13 protein-coding genes are annotated in these 19,349 nt (G+C 64.4%); 5 read left to right on the top strand and 8 right to left on the bottom strand.

The window, feature by feature from the left end; translation table 11 throughout:
- Position 1: 1 nt before the first annotated feature.
- The 3 genes from AC07XM_RS23405 to AC07XM_RS23395 are packed head-to-tail and all read left to right on the top strand — an operon-like array spanning position 2 to position 3,705.
- Positions 2 to 1,075, top strand: coding sequence for a microcin C ABC transporter permease YejB (locus AC07XM_RS23405; RefSeq protein WP_016488245.1), 1,074 nt, complete (start codon positions 2 to 4; stop codon positions 1,073 to 1,075).
- A gap of 1 nt (position 1,076) precedes the next feature.
- Positions 1,077 to 2,096: an ABC transporter permease gene (locus AC07XM_RS23400; RefSeq protein ID WP_016488246.1), complete on the top strand. Its 1,020-nt coding sequence runs from the start codon at positions 1,077 to 1,079 to the stop codon at positions 2,094 to 2,096.
- Position 2,097: 1 nt separating this feature from the next.
- Positions 2,098 to 3,705 (top strand): ABC transporter ATP-binding protein, encoded by a 1,608-nt coding sequence (locus AC07XM_RS23395; RefSeq protein WP_102689787.1) that lies wholly within the window; start codon positions 2,098 to 2,100, stop codon positions 3,703 to 3,705.
- A 99-nt stretch (positions 3,706 to 3,804) separates the two neighbouring features.
- Here AC07XM_RS23395 and AC07XM_RS23390 read toward each other — a convergent pair whose 3' ends face one another.
- On the bottom strand, positions 3,805 to 5,994 hold the full coding sequence (locus AC07XM_RS23390; protein ID WP_031311971.1) for a TonB-dependent receptor: 2,190 nt from the start codon (positions 5,992 to 5,994) through the stop codon (positions 3,805 to 3,807).
- Between the two features lie 191 nt (positions 5,995 to 6,185).
- On the opposite strand from AC07XM_RS23390, the gene AC07XM_RS23385 reads away from it, so the two are divergent.
- Positions 6,186 to 9,116 (top strand): aminotransferase, encoded by a 2,931-nt coding sequence (locus tag AC07XM_RS23385; protein ID WP_102689788.1) that lies wholly within the window; start codon positions 6,186 to 6,188, stop codon positions 9,114 to 9,116.
- Between the two features lie 3 nt (positions 9,117 to 9,119).
- Here AC07XM_RS23385 and AC07XM_RS23380 read toward each other — a convergent pair whose 3' ends face one another.
- Complete coding sequence (locus tag AC07XM_RS23380; RefSeq protein WP_102689789.1) at positions 9,120 to 10,355, bottom strand: flavin monoamine oxidase family protein; 1,236 nt, start codon at positions 10,353 to 10,355, stop codon at positions 9,120 to 9,122.
- Positions 10,356 to 10,432: 77 nt separating this feature from the next.
- Here AC07XM_RS23380 and AC07XM_RS23375 point away from each other — a divergent pair, with 77 nt between their 5' ends.
- Positions 10,433 to 11,338, top strand: a complete 906-nt coding sequence (locus AC07XM_RS23375) for a LysR family transcriptional regulator (RefSeq protein ID WP_016488251.1) — start codon at positions 10,433 to 10,435, stop codon at positions 11,336 to 11,338.
- A gap of 64 nt (positions 11,339 to 11,402) precedes the next feature.
- Here the strand turns inward: AC07XM_RS23375 and AC07XM_RS23370 are convergent, their stop codons facing one another.
- The 6 genes from AC07XM_RS23370 to kdpF form a co-directional block, all read right to left on the bottom strand.
- A complete protein-coding gene (locus AC07XM_RS23370) occupies positions 11,403 to 12,098 on the bottom strand; it encodes a response regulator (RefSeq protein WP_016488252.1) in 696 nt (231 codons plus the stop codon).
- Positions 12,095 to 14,749 (bottom strand): DUF4118 domain-containing protein, encoded by a 2,655-nt coding sequence (locus tag AC07XM_RS23365; RefSeq protein WP_016488253.1) that lies wholly within the window; start codon positions 14,747 to 14,749, stop codon positions 12,095 to 12,097. The genes AC07XM_RS23370 and AC07XM_RS23365 overlap by 4 nt, the downstream gene beginning before the upstream one ends.
- A gap of 88 nt (positions 14,750 to 14,837) precedes the next feature.
- Positions 14,838 to 15,395 (bottom strand): potassium-transporting ATPase subunit KdpC, encoded by a 558-nt coding sequence (kdpC, locus tag AC07XM_RS23360; protein WP_102689790.1) that lies wholly within the window; start codon positions 15,393 to 15,395, stop codon positions 14,838 to 14,840.
- Positions 15,396 to 15,405: 10 nt separating this feature from the next.
- Positions 15,406 to 17,460, bottom strand: a complete 2,055-nt coding sequence (gene kdpB / locus AC07XM_RS23355) for a potassium-transporting ATPase subunit KdpB (protein WP_016488255.1) — start codon at positions 17,458 to 17,460, stop codon at positions 15,406 to 15,408.
- A 9-nt stretch (positions 17,461 to 17,469) separates the two neighbouring features.
- The gene (kdpA, locus tag AC07XM_RS23350; protein ID WP_016488256.1) at positions 17,470 to 19,164 is read right to left on the bottom strand and encodes a potassium-transporting ATPase subunit KdpA; all 1,695 of its coding nucleotides are present in this window, start codon (positions 19,162 to 19,164) and stop codon (positions 17,470 to 17,472) included.
- Positions 19,165 to 19,173: 9 nt separating this feature from the next.
- Positions 19,174 to 19,263, bottom strand: coding sequence for a K(+)-transporting ATPase subunit F (gene kdpF / locus AC07XM_RS23345; RefSeq protein ID WP_003251485.1), 90 nt, complete (start codon positions 19,261 to 19,263; stop codon positions 19,174 to 19,176).
- Positions 19,264 to 19,349: the final 86 nt, after the last annotated feature.

The raw sequence follows: 19,349 nt of genomic DNA, 5'->3' as shown, positions 1-19,349 counted from the left end.
GATGCTGGCCTACATCCTGCGCCGCCTGCTGCTGATCATCCCGACCCTGTTCGGTATCCTCATCATCAACTTCATCATCGTCCAGGCCGCCCCCGGTGGCCCGGTCGAGCAGATGATCGCCAAGCTCGAAGGCTTCGAAGGCGCCACCAGCCGCATTGCCGGTGGTGGCGCCGAGGTTTCCGTGGCCGGCTCCAACTACCGTGGCGCCCAGGGCCTGGACCCGGCGCTGATCGCCGAAATCGAGCGCATGTACGGCTTCGACAAGTCGCCGCCCGAGCGCCTGTGGATCATGATCAAGAACTACGCCCGGCTGGACTTCGGCGACAGTTTCTTCCGCGATGCCAAGGTAATCGACCTGATCGTGGAGAAGATGCCGGTGTCGATCTCGCTGGGGCTGTGGAGCACGCTGATCATGTACCTGGTGTCAATCCCGCTGGGCATCGCCAAAGCCGTGCGCCACGGCAGCCACTTCGACGTGTGGACCAGCTCGGCGATCATCGTCGGCTATGCCATCCCGGCGTTCCTGTTCGCCATCCTGCTGATCGTGCTGTTCGCCGGTGGCAGCTACTTCGACTGGTTCCCGCTGCGTGGCCTCACCTCCAACAACTTCGACGAACTGAGCACCACCGGCAAGGTGCTGGACTACTTCTGGCACCTGGTGCTGCCGATCACCGCACTGGTCATCGGCAACTTCGCCACCATGACCCTGCTGACCAAAAACAGCTTCCTCGACGAGATCAACAAGCAATATGTGGTCACCGCCAAGGCCAAGGGCCTCAGCCGGCCAAGGGTGCTGTACGGCCACGTATTCCGTAACGCCATGCTGCTGGTGATTGCCGGGTTCCCGTCGGCGTTCATCGGCATCTTCTTCACCGGGTCGTTGCTGATCGAGGTCATCTTCAGCCTCGACGGCCTGGGCCTGATGAGTTTCGAAGCGGCCATCAACCGCGACTACCCGGTGGTCTTCGGCACCCTGTTCATCTTCACCCTGTTAGGGCTGGTGGTGAAACTGATCGGCGACCTGACCTACACCCTGGTCGATCCACGCATCGACTTCGCCAGCCGGGAGCACTGACATGGCCTTGTCCCCCCTCAACCGCCGGCGCTTCGAGCGTTTCAAGGCAAACCGCCGTGGCTGGTGGTCGCTGTGGCTGTTCCTGATCCTGTTCGGCCTGAGCCTGGGCGCTGAGCTGATCGCCAATGACAAGCCCGTTGCCGTGCGTTACGACGGTGAATGGTACTTCCCGGCGTTCAAGCGCTACCCGGAAACCACCTTCGGCGGCGAATTCCCGCTGGAGGCCAACTACAAAAGCCCGTACATCCGCGAACTGCTGGCGAAGAAAGACAGCTTCGTGCTGTGGGCGCCAATCCCGTTCAGCTATCAAAGCATCAACTACGACCTGCGCGTGCCCGCCCCCGCTCCGCCCTCGACCGATAACTGGCTGGGTACCGACGACCAGGGCCGAGACGTGCTGGCGCGGGTAATCTACGGCTTTCGCATTTCGGTACTGTTCGCCCTCACCTTGACGGTGGCCAGCTCCATCGTCGGCGTCATCGCCGGCGCCTTGCAGGGCTTCTATGGCGGCTGGGTCGACCTGGCCGGGCAGCGCTTCCTGGAAATCTGGTCGGGCCTGCCGGTGCTGTACCTGCTGATCATCCTGGCCAGCTTCGTGCAGCCTAACTTCTGGTGGCTGCTGGGTATCATGCTGCTGTTCTCGTGGATGAGCCTGGTGGATGTGGTCCGCGCCGAGTTCCTGCGCGGGCGCAACCTGGAATATGTGCGCGCCGCCCGTGCCCTGGGCATGCGCAACGGCGCAATCATGTACCGCCATATCCTGCCCAACGCCATGATCTCGACCATGACCTTCATGCCGTTCATTCTCACCGGCGCTATCGGCACCCTCACTGCCCTGGACTTCCTCGGCTTCGGCCTGCCCGCCGGTTCGCCATCGCTGGGCGAACTGGTAGCCCAGGGCAAGTCCAACCTGCAAGCGCCATGGCTGGGCATCAGCGCCTTTGCGGTGCTGGCGCTGATGCTGAGCCTGCTGGTGTTCATCGGCGAATCCGCCCGCGATGCCTTCGACCCGAGGAAGTGACATGAGTGAACAGAACCTGATCGAAGTGCGGGACCTGGCAGTGGAGTTCGTGACCGGGGACCAGATCAACCGGGTGGTAGACGGCATCAGCTTCGATATCCGCAAAGGCGAGACACTGGCGCTGGTGGGCGAAAGCGGCTCGGGCAAATCGGTCACCGCGCACTCGATCCTGCGCCTGCTGCCCTACCCCTTGGCCCGCCACCCCAGCGGCAGCATCCGTTACCAGGACAAGGACCTGCTGCAGCAGAACGAGAAGACCTTGCAGCGAATCCGAGGCAACCGCATCGCGATGATCTTCCAGGAGCCGATGACCTCGCTCAACCCGCTGCACTGCATCGAGAAGCAGATCAACGAAATCCTTTTGCTGCACAAGGGCCTGAGCGGCAAGGAAGCGACCGCTCGCACCCTGGAGCTACTGGATCTGGTCGGCATTCCCGAGCCGCACAAGCGCTTGAAGGCCCTGCCCCATGAGCTGTCGGGCGGGCAACGCCAACGGGTGATGATCGCCATGGCACTGGCCAACGAGCCTGAACTGCTGATTGCAGATGAGCCGACCACGGCGCTCGACGTGACCGTGCAGTTGAAAATTCTCGACCTGCTCAAGGAACTGCAGGCGCGCCTGGGCATGGCGCTGCTGCTGATCAGCCATGACCTGAACCTGGTGCGTCGCATCGCCCACCGCGTGTGCGTGATGCAGCGCGGGAAAATTGTCGAGCAAGCCGAATGTGCCACGCTGTTCAGCGCGCCACAGCACCACTACACACAGATGCTGATCAATGCTGAGCCCAGCGGGCTGCCGGCCCACAACCCGGTCGGCGCGCCACTGCTGGAGGTGGATGATCTCAAGGTGTGGTTCCCGATCAAGAAGGGGCTGCTGCGGCGCACGGTTGACCATGTAAAGGCCGTGGACGGGGTCAACTTCAGCTTGCCCCAAGGGCAAACGCTGGGGATTGTCGGGGAGTCCGGGTCGGGCAAGTCAACGCTCGGTCTGGCGATCCTGCGGCTGATTTCCAGCCAGGGAGGCATCCGTTTCCATGGGCAGGACTTGCAAGGGCTGAACCAGAAGGCCGTGCGGCCGCTGCGGCGGGAAATGCAGGTGGTGTTCCAGGATCCGTTTGGCAGCCTGAGCCCGCGTATGTGCGTGGCGGACATTGTGGGCGAAGGGCTGCGCATTCACGGCATTGGCACCGCGCAGGAACAGGAAGCAGCGATTATCGCGGCCCTGGAGGAGGTAGGCCTGGACCCCCGCACACGCCACCGCTACCCCCATGAGTTTTCCGGCGGCCAGCGCCAGCGCATCGCCATTGCCCGGGCGCTGGTGTTGAAACCAGCACTGATTCTGCTGGATGAACCCACGTCAGCGCTGGACCGTACCGTGCAGCGGCAGGTGGTCGAGTTGCTGCGCAGTCTGCAGCAGAAGTACAACCTGACCTACCTGTTCATCAGCCATGACCTGGCGGTGGTCAAGGCGCTGAGCCACCAGTTGATGGTGATCAAGCATGGGCAGGTGGTTGAACAAGGGGATGCGCAGGCGATCTTCCATGCGCCGCAGCACCCGTACACGCGACAGTTGTTGGAGGCGGCGTTTTTAGAGGTTGAAGTTTCGTAGGGGTGCGTGTTTGCCTCGCTCCTTGTTGCACGTTGCAGATCCAGCGCCGCGCGGGCGGCGCTCGATTTACGCGACACCGCACCACCACCGCCCGGATTATCAGAAGTCAATGGTGCCGGAGAACTTCAGCAGTCGCGGATCGCCCTGGGTCAGGTAACCACCGTTAGCCGAGGCCCAGTAGTTCTTGTCTGTCAGGTTTTCCACATTCACCCGCAGGGTCAGGTCTTTCTCCGCTACCTTCAACTTGTAACGGGCACCGGCATCGAAACGGTTCCAGGTCGGCAAACTGACGTTGTTCGCCGCATCGACGAACTGGCCACCGGTGCGCAGCATCCTCGCATTCAGCGCCAGCCCAGGTACACCAGGCACGTCCCAGTCGACGCTGGCATTGAGTTGGAACGTCGGCACGCCAATGGCATGGTTGCCATCGTTGCTGCCGTTGGCAGTTTTTTTCTGCTCCGAGGTCATGCGCGTGCCGCCAGCCATCAGGCGCAGACCCTGGACCGGCTCGCCGAACAGGCTCAACTCCAGGCCTTTGTTGACCTGTTCACCGTCGCGAATGAAGACATTGTTCAACGTATAGCCGTCTGAAGGCTTCTCGATACGGAATACGCCCAGGTTCGCACCAAAGGTCTGTCGGTCGAACTTGATACCAGCCTCAAGCTGCTTGGTGCGGCCTGGCGGGAACATCTCGTTGGCATTCGACACATTCGCTGGCGCCGTTGGCCCCTGAGCCAGGCCTTCGATGCGGTTGGCATACAAGGAAATGCTGTCGGTGGCCTTGAACACGATGCCATACACCGGTGTGGTGATCGACTCCTCATACGGGTCGCCTTTGCGGCTGCCGTCATTCGCCAGGTTGGCCTGCCCTTGAGAGGTCGTGCCATCGTAAGTATAGCTTTCCACCCGCAGCTGCTGCCGTCGCAAGCCGTAAGTCAGCAACAGGCGATCATCGAAGACGCCAATGGTGTCGGAAATGGCGATGCTCCGCGCGCGGGTCTTGCCGGTAACACCGGGGTCACCCATTTCGCCACCCGTGCTGGTGACAGTGCCCGGCTTGGCCTTTTGCACGCCGTCGTAGATGTTGGTGCTGACCGGCGAATAGAAGGTGTAGGCGTTTTCCGCCTGGGTCCACATGGTATTGGCCCCCAAGGCGATCTGGTGGCTGATCGGCCCGGTCTGCAGGCGCCCATTCAGGCCAGTACTGAAGCTGGTGTTGTCTTCACCGTGCACGATGTCCGAAGGGGTCATCGTCGCTGCACCGCTGTTGCCGACCAGTACCGGGGTACCGTAGGTGCCCTGCTCGCGCGTGTGCCGGGCGCCGCCGGCGAGGTAGGCGGTCCAGTTGTCGCTCAGGTCCCATTCGCCACGGACCATGCCGAAGGTATCTTCCGACTCGCTGTAGCTCCAGCTCTGGCCATAGTTGTGGCTGGCGTCCGGCGCGGTCGGGGCCTTGGTCGTGGTACTGCCCAGGCGCACGGAATTGCGCAAATGGTTGATGCGCTGTTTCTGGTAGCCGATGTCAGTCGCCACGCGGAAGTTGTCGCCACGGTAGTCCAGGCCAGCGGTGAACAGCTTGGTGCGCTGGTCCTGGTCATCCACGGCAGTTTCACCTTCGCGTTGGCTGAGGTTCAGGCGCGCGCCGAAACGGTTGTCCTCACCGAAGCGTTGGCCGATATCCAGGTGCTCGCCAATACGGCCATCGGCGCTGATGTCCTGGGTGTAGCGGCGGGTCGGCTCATCACCGGCGCGCTTGGGCTGCAGGTTGACGTTGCCGCCCAGGCCCGTGCCGGTCGGGCTCACGCCATTGAGGAAGGCATTGGGCCCCTTGAACACTTCGACCCGCTCGACGCCGTCGGTGGACATGATCTGCCGCGGCAAGATGCCGTACAGGCCATTGAAGGAAATATCATCGCCGGCCAGCGGCAACCCCCGGATCACGAAGACCTTGGACTGGTTACCGAAGCCGAATGATTCACGCACCGAGGGGTCGTTGGCCAGGACGTCACCGATGTCTTCCGCCTGCTGGTCTTCGATCACCTTGGCGGTATAGCTGGTCATGGTAAAGGGCACATCCATGTAGTCCTGGTTACCCAGCACGCCCATTCGCCCGCCACGGGCCACCTGGCCGCCGGCAAACTCGTCGGGCAATGCGTCGGGGCGCGCCTTCAGGGCATCGGCGCTGACATCGGTCGCCTCCAGCTGGATCGGTTCGGCAGCCTGCGCCATCAGGGTTACGGAACAGCAGATCGCCAGTAATGCGGGACGCGAGGGGACACGGGAAGGCATGGGATAATTCCTGACAGCGCGGAGGATGTGAAACAGAACGCAAATGGTAATGCTTACCAAACACAAACATCAACCTGCGGTTGTGGCAAAGGGCCGCCACTTATCAGGATTTCTGATCACGATCGTCTTTCATCATCAGTCAGATCGGGCATACAGTCGCTGCTGTCACTCCTGCTTCAACGGTAGAGCCCATGCCCAGTCATCCACAAAAGAACGTCTCCCCTGCCCTTGAGCAGATGATCCAGCGCGCCAGCCTGCCCGGCCCCACGCTCAGCGAAACCCAGGCACATGCCTTGTTGCAGATGCACTACGGCGTTGCCGGTGGGTTGTCGGCACTGGGCAGCCAGCAGGACCTGAACTTCCGGGTCGATACGGCCCAAGGGCAGTTCGTACTCAAGGCCTGCCATGGCAGCTACGCAAAGCTGGAGCTGGAGGCGCAGCATGCCGCCCTCGCCTATTTGCGTGAGCACGGCCTGTCGGTGCCTGCCGTACGTGCGGCGCACAGCGGCGAAAACTTGCTGGCCGTGGAGATTGATGGCCAACCACTGCGCGTGCGCCTGCTCGACTACATCGAAGGTCAACCGTTGACGCGCCTCAAGCACATGCCGGCGCAGCTGATGGCCGAAATGGGCAGGCTGTGTGCGCGGCTCGACAGCACCCTGGCCGACTTCGACCACCCCGGCCTTGCGCGCACCCTGCAATGGGACCCGCAACACGCCCAGGCGTTGATCCAGCACCTGCTGCCCGTACTGGACAACAGCGAGCAACGCGCCCGCATCGAACACGCCACCGGCGTCGCCGCCCAACACCTCGCCCCGCTTGCCGAGCAACTGCCAAGCCAGGCCGTGCATCTGGACATCACCGACGACAACACCGTGTGGGCCCTTGACGGCGAGCGCCAGTGGCAGTTGCAAGGGGTGATCGACTTCGGCGACCTGCTGCGCACCTGGCGCATCGCCGACCTGTCAGTGACCTGTGCAGCACTGCTGCACCACGCCGAAGGCGACCCGCTGCGGGTCCTGCCGGCGGTCAGCGCCTACCAGGCGCTCAACCCGCTGACCGACGCCGAGCTGCGTGCCCTGTGGCCTCTGGTACTAAACCGCGCGGCAGTGTTGGTGCTGAGTAGCGCGCAGCAACTGGCCGTGGACCCGGGTAACCAGTACACCCGCGACAACGTGGCCCATGAGTGGGAAATTTTCGACACCGCTACCGCCGTGCCTTTCGCACTCATGCAAGCGGCCATCCTGCAGGCTGCCGGCGTGCAACCCGCCACGCCAGACCTGAACGGCTGCACGCCCCTGCTGCCCGAACTGGCGGGGCACCCTGTGACGCGCATTGACCTCGGTGTGCTCAGCAAGCATTGTGAAGCGGGCAACTGGGAGCAACCCGGCTTCGACCAACGCCTGCTAACCCTGCACCCTGCCCCGGCCTGCAGCCTGCACGGGCAGTATCGCCTGTCGCAAACCCATATCGACCGCCCCGAGGAGCCAGCCACCTGCGCCCTTGGCGTAGAGCTGCATGTACCCAACGGCAGCGCGGTGCAAGCGCCGGCAGCGGGCACCTGGCATCGCCATGGGGATGGCCGTGGCTGCCTGCGCACCGCGCACTGGGCCTTGTGGCTGCAGGGTCTGGAAAATGCCCCGGCAAATGGCCTGGCCGTTGAACAAGGCCAGTCGCTGGGCATCAGCTGCGGTTTCCTCAGCGTGCAGCTGTGCCTGGACAACAGCATTCAGCCGCCATTCTTCGCCACCCCGTCCCAGGCTGCCGCCTGGCTGGCGCTGTGCCCGTCACCAGCCGCACTGCTGGGCTTCGATTGCGATGCCGATCCGCTGCCTGATCCGCAGGCCCTGCTGGCACGCCGCGATGCCAGCTTCGCCCGTTCGCAGAAGCACTACTACGCGCAGCCACCCCACATCGAACGCGGCTGGCGCAACTACCTCATCGACATGCAGGGCCGCTCTTACCTCGACATGCTGAACAACGTCGCGGTACTGGGCCATGGCCACCCCCGCATGGTCGCCGAGTCGGCACGACAGTGGTCACTGCTGAACACCAACTCGCGGTTTCACTACGCAGCCATCACCGAGTTCTCCGAACGGCTGCTGGACTTGGCCCCCGAAGGTTTCGACCGGGTGTTCATGGTCAACAGCGGTACCGAAGCCAACGACCTGGCAATCCGCCTGGCCTGGGCCTACAGCGGCGGGCGTGACCTGCTCAGTGTGCTGGAGGCCTACCACGGCTGGTCGGTGGCCACCGATGCCATCTCCACGTCGATCGCCGACAACCCGCAAGCCCTGGAAACCCGCCCGGACTGGGTACACCCGGTCGAAGCGCCGAACACCTTCCGCGGCCGCTTCCGCGGGCCCGACAGCGCCGCCGACTACCTGCAGGACGTCGACGCCAAACTGGCTGACCTCGATGCCCGTAACCGCCAGCTGGCGGGTATCATCTGCGAGCCGGTGTACGGCAATGCCGGGGGCATCTCGTTACCGGCCGGCTACTTGCGCGATGCCTACGCCAAGGTCCGCGCCCGTGGCGGGGTATGCATCGCCGACGAAGTACAGGTGGGTTATGGTCGCCTGGGCGAATACTTCTGGGGTTTCGAGGAACAGGGTGTGGTGCCCGACATCATCACCATGGCCAAGGGCATGGGCAACGGCCAGCCACTGGGCGTGGTCATCACCCGCCGTGAAATCGCCGAGGCGCTGGAAGCCGAGGGCTACTTCTTCTCCTCGGCCGGTGGCAGCCCCGTCAGCTGCCGCATTGGCATGGCGGTGCTGGATGTGATGCAGGAAGAAGGCCTGTGGGACAACGCCCGCGACACCGGCCGCTACTTCAAGGCCCGCCTGCAGGCGCTGGTCGACAAGCACCCGCTGGCTGGCGCGGCACATGGCTCGGGCTTCTACCTGGGGCTGGAGCTGGTGCGCGATCGCACAACCCTGGAGCCGGCCACCGCAGAAACCATGACGCTGTGCAATCGCCTGCGTGACCTGGGCATCTTCATGCAGCCGACCGGCGACTACCTGAACATCCTCAAGATCAAGCCACCAATGTGCACCACCCGGGCGAGCGTGGACTACTTTGTCGACAGCATTGACCGGGTGCTGGGCGAAGGCCTGTAACTATCACGGCGTGGGCCCGATGGCTGCGGCCCACGCCTGCAATGCCTCAGTGGCTGCCATGGCGATCTGTTCGTCCGTGCGCCCGCTGAACTGCCGCTCGATCGCGTCGGCGGCGATCAGCCCGGCAATGGTGGGCTTGCCTACGGCATCGGTCAGGTCCAGCCACTCCCCCCAACTGGCAGGTACGTCATACCAGCGCAGGTAGCCAGAGGGTGAACAAGGCCACCAACGCTCATCGAACTGCAGAATCACCTTCTCCAGCTTGCCCATGCCCAGATGTACCAGGGCTTGCTGCTGTGTTTCAGGTAATGCAGGGGTGAAGTGCAATGCTTTCAACACCCCCACAGGGACTGTGCAAATGCAGAAGTCGCACACCTCTCCATTCACTTTGACGCGCGCGCTCGACCAGTCGATGTGGGTTACCGGCGTGTTCAGGCGGATATCCAGATTTTTTGCCAGCAAGTCGACAAGCTCGCTGTAACCACCTGGCAGCATGCGATCGCCATGCCCGACCCCCTCTTCGTCCAGCGCACTGACCGACAGCTGCTCCACTGGCAAACACGCCTCCAGTACAAGGTTGGCGTCGATGGCGAACTGCGTGGCGCGCGTGCGCGCAGGGTCGAGTGTGGCCATGTAGCCGGTGATCGCTTCAGACAAGGGCCGCCGCCGATCAATACTTTGGGTCAAGGCAATCCAGGCAGCGTCGACATCGGGCAGTAGCCCGCCTCGTGCGGCTGCAAGCGGGCGGCTGAAGTCGGTCTCGACACAAGCCAACCCATGTTGCTGCGCAAAAGCGGCCAACGGGTTTTCAGCGAAATGCTGAAGCCATGCAGCACCTTCATCCGCCTTCACACCACCCAGATCGACAGAATGCGTACGCCCACCTGTTCGCCCCCGTGCCTCCAGCACAGTGCAATCGATGGCCTGCGCCCGCAGGCGTTGTGCGGCAGCCAGGCCTGCACATCCCGCCCCGATCACGATCACCTTGCGCGCGCCAGCACTCAAGGCTGCCTCGGCGGCACGCAGGCCATCATTCCAGGCACCATGCGCCATGGCTGGCGCGCGGGTGTTACAGGCTTCTCCGGCAATGACCAGGCGCTCTTGCAGTACGTGGCCCAGGGCACTTCGATGCTGCGGCGTCCCTCCTGCCAGCAGCGCGCTGTAGGCACCGAGGCTGAACGGGTCTGTACGCCAGTGAGTGACATGCCACGCGGTTGGTCTCTGCATGCTCATCTCCATTGAGGGGCTGTCCTGTACGCGCATTAATGTTCATAATTTTCTGCAACAAAAGCTGATCATCATCAGGTTTACTGACAATGGCCTTTACCAGCGACTCCCTGGCAACTTTCCTCGCGGTGCTGGATGCCGGCTCGTTCTCCGCCGCAGCGCGCAAGCTGGGCCGTGTGCCTTCGGCCGTGAGCATGGCAATCGCCCAACTGGAAGCCGAGCTGGACCTGCCGCTGTTCGACCGGGCCACACGCAAAGCCTTGCCCACCAGCGCCGCCCTGGCGCTGGAGCCCCAGGCCAGGCAGGTGATCTGCCAGCTCAACCTGCTGGATGCCCAAGCCCTGCAATTGCACCAAGGCCTGGAAAAGCGCCTGACCATCGCCATGGCGCCCGAGCTGCAGACCGGCCGCTGGAGCCAGCCACTGGAGACCCTCGCCCAAGCGTTTCCCAGCCTGGAAATCGAGGTACGTTCGGCCACCCAGACCGAAGCCATTCGCCTTTTGCATGACGGCAGTGTGCAACTGGCACTGGTGTTCGAGCGGCCCGGCATCGACGAACGTGAGTCGTTCCTCGAAGCCGGAAGCCAACTGCTGGTGGCCGTCGCTTCACCACGCCATCCAGCCGGGCAGAACAGCGGCACGCCATTGCCTGAGGAGGCCTTTGCCGAACAACGGCAGATCATCGTAGCCTCAGGCAAGGCCACCGGCTCGGACCCACGCATGGTGCTGTCGCGGCGCATCTGGCTGACCGACAGCTACCTGGCCACGCTGGACCTGGTGCAGTCCGGGCTGGGCTGGGCCTACCTGCCGCAGCCGTTGGTTGAACCGCTGATTGCTTCGGGTGCACTGGCAGAAGTGAGGTTCGACAACATGGCCAGCCGCCTGCGCTTATGGGTGGACATCATCTGGATCAAGTCACGGCCGCTGGGCCTCGGTGCCAGGCGTTACCTGGAGGTCACGCGCCAGCTCTTCGAGAAGGAGCCACCCAGAGCCTGACGCCCCTTGCGGACGTAACTGCCCGCGATCAACGGCACAGCCAGTATGCTGCCGCAAGGGGGAGTTAGATGGGCGGCGCCACCAACCTGTACCCCACCCCTGCCTCGGTGATGATAAACCGTGGCGCCGTGGGGTCATCGCCCAGCTTCTGCCGCAGATGCCCGACCACGATCCGAAGGTAGTGGGTATTCTCCACATGGGTAGGCCCCCAGACATCCTTGAGCAGTTGCTGCTGGGTAATCACCCGCCCTGGGTGCCCGGCCAATAGCGCCAGCAAGGCATACTCCTTGCGCGTCAACGCCACCTCCACACCGTCGAGGGTTACCCGGCGAAAGGCAAAATCCACGGTCAACGGCCCAAAGCTGGCTGCCACTTCCGAGCCCCCGGCCTGTGGCACCTGGCGTAGCAAGGCCCGCACCCGCGCCAAAAATTCCTGGATGCCAAACGGCTTGGTCACGTAATCGTTGGCCCCGCCGTCCAGCGCATCCACCTTCTGCACCTCACTGGCGCGCACCGACAGCACCATCACCGGCACCGCGCTCCATTCGCGCAGCTCTCGCAGCACCTGCTGGCCGTCCATGTCCGGCAGGCCCAGGTCGAGCACCACCAGGTCCGGCTTGCCCAGAGCAGCCTGGGCCAGCCCTTCCTGGCCGGTAGCAGCTTCGAGCACCTTGTAGCCCTGCGAGGCCAGGCTGATGCGCAGGAACTTGCGGATCTGCGGTTCATCGTCGATGACCAACAGCGTGGCGGACTGGCTCATGGGGTTTCGCTTTCGGCTTCAGGTTGAGGGGGTAGCGGCAAGCATAAAGTGATGCCGGTGCCCTGGCCATCGATGCCTTCGCCCACCAGAATCTGCCCGCCATGGGCGCCGATCATGCCCTGGCAGATTGCCAGGCCCAGGCCTGTGCCCTGCCCGCCGCGGTCACCACGGGCAGCGGTATAGAACATGTCGAAGATCTTCTCGCGGTCGGCGACCGGAATGCCAGGGCCCTGGTCGCTGACGGTAAAGCGCAACTGGTCTTCATGCACGGCCACTTGCAGCTCAAGCCGACCATTGCCCGGGGAGAAGCGTGCGGCGTTTTCCAGCACGTTGACCAGCGCCTGTTCGATCAGCGCCGCATGCACGAACAGCAAGGGCAGCTCGGCCGGCACGTCGGTGTGCACCCGCAGCGGCGCCAGCACAACGCGCAAGCGGTTGAGCGCACTGCCAACGATGTCGGCCGGGGCTACCCAGTCGCGTGCAAGCTTGAGGCCACCATGGCCCAGGCGGGTCATGTCCAGCAGGTTCTGGATATAGCGGTCGAGGCGTTCGGCCTCGTTGCGTGTGCCCTCCAACAGCTCGCGGCGGTCTTCAGGCGGGATCGCTTCGCCCAAGGCCAGCAGGCTGTCGATACTGCCGCGCATGGCGGTCAACGGCGTGCGCAGGTCGTGGGAGACAGACGCCAGCAAGGCGCTGCGCAGCTGCTCGGTTTCGCCATGCAGGCGCGCAGCCTCCAACTGCTCGGCCAGGCGGGCGCGGGCCAGGGCCTGAGCCAGTGGCTGGCCAAGGGCCGTCAGCAGGCGCCGGCGTGGGTCGTTGAGCGGCTGCCCGTTGCGCGGGCGCACCCCCAGCAGTGCCAAAGGCTGTTCGTCCACCGCCAGCGGCCACCACCACCAGCGGCCATTGGGCAAGGTGTCGCTGCCATGGCCAGCGGCCTGGCCGTGCTGCCAGGCCCAATCGGCGGCAGCCCGTTCGGTGTCGCTGAAGGCGTGGGCTTCGCCGCTGGCCACCTGCAGCTGGCCTTCGGGGTTGCGCTCCAGCAGGCACACCTGCATGTCCTGCCAGCCGTCCAGGTGCTGGCCCGCAGCGCTGAACACGGCCTGGCGGTCGGTGGCCACGGTCAGTCGGCGCGACAAGTCGAGCAGCTGGCTGGTCTGCGCCTGGGTTTCGCGTAGCGCCTGCAACTGGCGGCGCTGGCGTGCAGCCAGATTGCCGGTAAGCGCGGCCATCAGCAGGAAGAACACCAGGGTCAGCACGTCTTCTTCGCGCTGGATGCTGAACGAGAAATTGGGTGGAATGAACAAAAAATCGTATGTCAGGAACGATAGCGCGGCGCACGCCAGCGCAGGCCCCAGGCTGCTGCGCACCGCCACCAGCAACACCGCAGCCAGAAACACCAGCGAGATGTTGGGCAGCGCCAACACACTCGACACCGCCCAGGCCAGCCCCGCCGCCATGACCGTGGCCAGCAGCGCCAGCAGGTAGTGGCGCCACACCCACACCCGCCGCACCGCCGACCGCGGTGCTTGCGGCTGCACGTCGCGGTCCAGCACGTTGATTTCCAGCCCATGGCTTTCGCGCAGCAGCCGCGCAGCCACACCGGCACCGAACAGGCGACGACGCAGGCGGTCACGGGACTGCCCCACCAGCACCAGGCTGGCCCGCCGTTCGGCGGCATGCTGGATCAACGTGCGCGCCACTTCGCCAGCCCTTAGCAGCACCACCTCGCCGCCCAGGCGCTCGGCAAGCTGCTGCGCGGCCTGCAAGCGGTGACGCGCGGTTTCGTCGCGCAAGCGGCCGTTGTCCACATGCACCAGGCTCCAGGGCAGGTGACGGCGTTGCGCCACGCGGCTGGCATGGCGCACCAGGCGTTCGGCCTGGTCGTCGCCGTCCACGCCTACCAGAAGCCGCCCGCGCAAGGCCGGGGCCTCTTGGCCACGCTGGCGATAGCCGTCGGCGAGGTCGGCATCGACCTGTGCGGCGGCAGTTTGCATGGCCAGTTCGCGCAAGGCGGTGAGGTTGGTTTGCGAGAAGTACGCATCGATGGCCGCCCGCGCTTGCTCGGGCACGTAAACCTTGCCTTCACGCAGGCGTTCGAGCAGTTCGCGGGGTGGCAGGTCGATCAGCACCAGTTCGAAGGCTTCCTGCAGCACCCAGTCCGGCAGGGTTTCACGCACCTGTACGCCAGTGATGTCACGCACCTTGTCGTTGAGGCTTTCCAGATGCTGGACGTTGACCGTGGTGTACACGTCGATGCCAGCGGCCAGCAGTTCCTGTACGTCCTGCCAGCGCTTGGCGTGGCGGCTGCCGGGGGCATTGGTGTGGGCCAGTTCGTCCACCAGGGCCAGTTTTGGCGCGGCCTTGAGCAGGCCGTCGAGGTCCATTTCTTCAAGGGTGACGTCGCGGTACTGGCTGCGCAGCAGAGGTTGCTGCTGGAGACCTGCAAGCAGCGCTTCGGTTTCCGCGCGGCCGTGGGTTTCGACAACGCCTGCCAGTACCTGCACGCCCTGGCGTTGCTGGGCGTGGGCGGCCTGGAGCATGGCGAAGGTCTTGCCCACGCCGGGCGCGGCGCCAAGAAACACCTTCAGCCGGCCCCGGCCGGTGCGCGGGAGGTTAGCCAACAGCGCATCTGCGCGGGCGGAATCACTCATGTTTCATCCTTTGCTATTTCAGGGGCAAGCACCGTACCTGTGGGAGCGGGTTCACCCGCTCCCACAGGGTCCCTGCTACCGCTTCAATTCATTTGGTAATTGCGAGCTTTTCCAAGGCCTGGTTCAACGCCAGCACATTGACCACCGGTGGGCCGATCAATGGGTGGAGGGTGGCCTCTTCCTGCAAGGCTTGCAAGCGTTCCACCGGCAGTTGACGCGCCGCCGCCACCCGTGGGATCTGATAGGCCACGGCCTCCGGTGGCAGGTGCGGGTCGAGGCCGCTGCCCGAGGTGGTCAACAACGCCTGCGGCACCGGCCCCTGCTGCGCCTGGTACAGGCTAGCCGCCTCCCCTTTGACCCGCTCGGCCAGCGCCGGGTTGCTAGGCGAAAGGTTGCTGGCACTGCTGGCCACCGTGGCAAAAGCGCCTGCCGAAGGCCGCGCATGGAACCAGCCATCCCCCTTGAAATCCTGCGCGATCAACGCCGAACCGCGCACCTGGCCCTGGTCATCCCGCACCAGGCTGCCATTGGCCTGTTCCGGAAAAACAACCTGGGCGATGCCGGTTACTGCCAGCGGATACAGTGCGCCGGTCACCAGCGTCATCAACAGGACCAGGCTTAAAGCCGGGCGTACATAAGCATTCATGGCGGCCTCCTCAGACCAGGTTCAGGGCATTGAGCAGCAGGTCGATCAGCTTGATCCCGGCAAACGGCACCACAATGCCGCCCAGCCCGTAGATCAGCAGGTTGCGCCGCAACAGGTGCGCGGCACTGGCCGCCTGCACGCGTACGCCACGCAACGCCAGCGGGATCAGCACGATGATGATCAGTGCATTGAACACGATGGCCGACAGGATCGCGCTCTGCGGACTGGCCAGCTGCATCAGGTTGAGCACGCCCAACTGTGGGTAGATGGCGGCGAACAGCGCTGGCAGGATGGCGAAGTACTTGGCCACGTCGTTGGCAATGGAGAACGTGGTCAGCGCACCACGGGTCACCAGCAATTCCTTGCCCACCTGCACCACATCCAGCAGTTTGGTCGGGTCGCTGTCCAGGTCGACCATGTTGGCCGCCTCGCGCGCGGCCTGGGTGCCGTCGTTCATGGCCATACCCACATCGGCCTGGGCCAGTGCCGGGGCGTCGTTGGCGCCGTCGCCGCACATGGCCACCAGGCGGCCGTCGTTCTGCTCCTGGCGGATACGCGCCAGCTTCTTCTCGGGGGTGGCCTCTGCCAATACGTCATCCACGCCCGCTTCTGCGGCGATGGCGGCGGCAGTCAACGGGTTGTCGCCGGTCACCATCACCGTGCGGATGCCCAGCTTGCGCAGCTCGGCGAAGCGCTCGCGGATGCCGGGCTTTACCACATCCTTGAGGTGGATCACGCCAAGCAGGCGCTTGTCGATACACACCAGCAGCGGCGTACCACCGCTCTGGGCAATCCGCTCCACTTCGCGGGCCAACGCCGGGGGCATTTCCAGGCGTTGCATGCCGACAAATGCCAGCACGGCATCGACGGCACCCTTGCGGTAGCGGTGCTGCTGGTAGTCGATGCCTGACAGGCGTGTCTCGGCACTGAAGGCCACAGCGTCGAACTGCCCGGCCGCCGGTTCGACAAACTCATGGAGCTGGCGCAGGTATTCGACAATCGACTTGCCTTCGGCGGTGTCGTCGGCCAGAGAGGCCAGCAAGGCGCCCTCACCCAATTCGCGAGCGGTGATACCTGGCGCAGCATGCAGCGCGCTGCAGCGGCGGTTGCCGAAGGTGATGGTGCCGGTCTTGTCGAGCATCAGTGTATGCACGTCACCGGCGGCCTCGACCGCGCGACCCGAGCGGGCGATGACGTTCAGCCGCACCAGCCGGTCCATACCGGCAATGCCGATGGCCGACAGCAGGCCGCCGATGGTGGTGGGAATCAGCGTCACCAGCAGCGCGGCCAGGAAGATCAACGGCAGGCTGCCACCCGCAAAGTGGGCGAACGGCTGCAAAGTCACCACCACGATCAGGAAGATCAGCGTCAGGCCGATCAGCAGGATGTCGAGGGCGATCTCGTTGGGGGTCTTTTGCCGCTTGGCACCTTCGACCAGGGCAATCATGCGGTCCAGGGTCGACTCGCCCGGGTTGCTGGTAATGCGGATCAGCAGCCAGTCGGAGACCAGCCGCGTATTGCCGGTCACCGCCGAGCGGTCGCCGCCGGACTCGCGGATCACGGGGGCGGACTCGCCGGTAATGGCGGCCTCGTTGACGGCCGCGATGCCTTCAAGCACCTCGCCGTCACCGGGGATCATCTCGCCGGCGACCACGCGCACAACGTCGTCCTTGCGCAGCGCGCTGGCAGCAACCGTCTCGTAACTGCCATCCCGCTGGCGACGCTGGGCAGTCAGGCCTTGGCTACCGGCCTTGAGGCTGTCGGCGCGGGCCTTGCCACGGCCTTCGGCCAGGGCCTCGGCGAAGTTGGCGAACAGCACGGTAAACCACAGCCACAGTGCGATCTGCACGGCAACACCCGTGCTCACGCCATTGCCAGGGGCGAAGCACAGTACGGTGGTGAGCACTGCGGTCAGGGCCACCACCAGCATCACCGGCGAGCGCTTGAGCTGGCGCGGGTCGAGTTTGACAAACGCCTGCACCAGCGCCGGGCGCCACAGCGCGGCAAAGCGCGTCTGGTCCTTGGCAGTGTGCCGGGTATTCACTTCAGGAATGGGCATGTTCATGATCGGTCCTCAAAAACCCAGGCTCAGGTGTTCGGCGATTGGCCCAAGGGCCAGGGTCGGCAGGAAGGTCAGGCCGCCGACCAGCAAGATGGTCACCAGCAGCAGGCCGGTGAACAGCGGGCCGTGGGTGGGGAAGCTGTTTTGCCCCTGTGGCGCACTCTTCTTGGCCGCCAGGCTGCCGGCCAGGGCCAGGATTGGCAGGATGTAGCCGAAGCGGCCAATGAGCATGGCCAGGCCGATCATCAGGTTGTGGTACACCGTGTTGGCACCGAAACCGGCGAAGGCCGAGCCATTGTTGGCAGTGCCCGAGGTGTAGGCGTACAGCAGTTGGCTGAAACCGTGCGCCCCCGGGTTGCTGACCGCCCCCGCCGGGCCTGGCAGGCTGGCGGCAATGGCGCCGAGTATCAGGACGCCGACCGGCATCACCAGCAGGGTCGCCACCAGCAACTGCACCTCACGGGCCTGCAGCTTTTTACCCAGGTACTCCGGGGTGCGGCCAATCATCAGCCCGGCCAGGAATACAGCGATCAGGACGAACAGCAGCATCCCGTAGAGACCCGCGCCGACGCCGCCGAATATCACCTCGCCGACCATCATGTTGACCATCGCCACCATGCCGGTCAGCGGGTTCAGGCTGTCGTGCATGGCATTGACCGAACCGTTGGAGGCCGCGGTGGTAGTGACCGTCCACAGCACCGAACCGGTGGTGCCGAAGCGGCTTTCCTTGCCCTCCAGGGGGGCAGTCTGTTGCACCTGTGGGCTCTGCAACGCCGGGTTGGGTTGATGCTCGGACCACAACGCCGTGCTGCCACCGATCAGGAACAGGGCAAGCATGCAAGCCAGGATAGCGCGGCTCTGGCGCAAGTCCTTCACGTAGTGGCCGAAGGTGAACACCAGGGCCACCGGAATGAGAATGATCGAAGCCACCTCGAACAGGTTGCTCCAGGCCGTAGGGTTTTCGAACGGATGCGCCGAGTTGACGCCGAAGAAGCCGCCGCCATTGGTACCCAATTGCTTGATAGCGATCTGACTGGCGGCCGGGCCCAGTGGAATGGTCTGGTCAGTACCTTGCAAAGTCAGCGCATGGGCATAGTCGGCAAAGGTCTGCGGTACGCCCTGCCAGACCAGCAACAGCGCCAGCAGCACGCACAGCGGCAGCAAGCCGTAGAGGGTGGCACGGGTCATGTCGACCCAGAAGTTGCCCAGCGTCGACGCGCTGCGCCGGGCAATGCCACGGCACAGCGCCACCAGCACGGCCAGGCCGGTGGCAGCACTGACAAAGTTCTGCACGGTCAGCCCGAGCATCTGGCTCAGGTAGCTGACCGACGCTTCACCGCTGTAGGCCTGCCAGTTGGTGTTGGTCACGAAACTGACGGCGGTGTTGAACGCCAGCGACCATTCCTGGCCTGGCAGGTGCTGCGGGTTGAGCGGCAGGTACCCCTGCAACAGCAGCACGGCGAACAGCAGCAGGAACCCGACCAGGTTGAAGGCCAGCAGGGCCAGGGTGTACTGCCGCCAGTTCTGCTCCTGGATGGCGTTCACGCCCGCCAGCCGGTAGCAGGCTTGCTCGACCGGGCCGAGTAGCGGCGACAGCCAGGTGCGCTGGCCTTCCATGACCTTGAAGTAGAACCGCCCAAGCCAGGGTGCGGGTAGCAGCACGATGGCAAAGAACGCCAGGAGCAAGGCGAAATCGTAACTGTGCATGGCCGCTCCCTAGCTGCGATCGGCGCGCAGCAGCGCCACCAGCAGATAAAACGCCAAGGCCACTGCCAGCAGCAGTGACAGCCCGTCGAGCATGTTCATGTGTGGATCTCCCCGTGGTACGGCTTGGGCCGCTTTGGGGAAATTGTCCGAGGGAGGGGCGTAAAGGGGCGAGATCGGGGGATGGG

The sequence above is a fragment of the Pseudomonas sp. GW460-LB5 genome, assembly GCF_059423245.1.
This window is presented reverse-complemented; position numbering and strand designations above follow the sequence as displayed.

Coding starts and splice junctions, on each gene's coding strand:
- AC07XM_RS23365 (WP_016488253.1), bottom strand. CDS start 14,749: ATGAGTGATTCCGCCCGCGCAGATGCGCTGTTGGCTAACCTCCCGCGC.
- kdpA (WP_016488256.1), bottom strand. CDS start 19,164: ATGCACAGTTACGATTTCGCCTTGCTCCTGGCGTTCTTTGCCATCGTG.
- kdpF (WP_003251485.1), bottom strand. CDS start 19,263: ATGAACATGCTCGACGGGCTGTCACTGCTGCTGGCAGTGGCCTTGGCG.
- AC07XM_RS23370 (WP_016488252.1), bottom strand. CDS start 12,098: ATGAGCCAGTCCGCCACGCTGTTGGTCATCGACGATGAACCGCAGATC.
- AC07XM_RS23395 (WP_102689787.1), top strand. CDS start 2,098: ATGAGTGAACAGAACCTGATCGAAGTGCGGGACCTGGCAGTGGAGTTC.
- AC07XM_RS23405 (WP_016488245.1), top strand. CDS start 2: ATGCTGGCCTACATCCTGCGCCGCCTGCTGCTGATCATCCCGACCCTG.
- AC07XM_RS23375 (WP_016488251.1), top strand. CDS start 10,433: ATGGCCTTTACCAGCGACTCCCTGGCAACTTTCCTCGCGGTGCTGGAT.
- AC07XM_RS23385 (WP_102689788.1), top strand. CDS start 6,186: ATGCCCAGTCATCCACAAAAGAACGTCTCCCCTGCCCTTGAGCAGATG.
- kdpC (WP_102689790.1), bottom strand. CDS start 15,395: ATGAATGCTTATGTACGCCCGGCTTTAAGCCTGGTCCTGTTGATGACG.
- AC07XM_RS23400 (WP_016488246.1), top strand. CDS start 1,077: ATGGCCTTGTCCCCCCTCAACCGCCGGCGCTTCGAGCGTTTCAAGGCA.
- AC07XM_RS23380 (WP_102689789.1), bottom strand. CDS start 10,355: ATGGAGATGAGCATGCAGAGACCAACCGCGTGGCATGTCACTCACTGG.
- AC07XM_RS23390 (WP_031311971.1), bottom strand. CDS start 5,994: ATGCCTTCCCGTGTCCCCTCGCGTCCCGCATTACTGGCGATCTGCTGT.
- kdpB (WP_016488255.1), bottom strand. CDS start 17,460: ATGAACATGCCCATTCCTGAAGTGAATACCCGGCACACTGCCAAGGAC.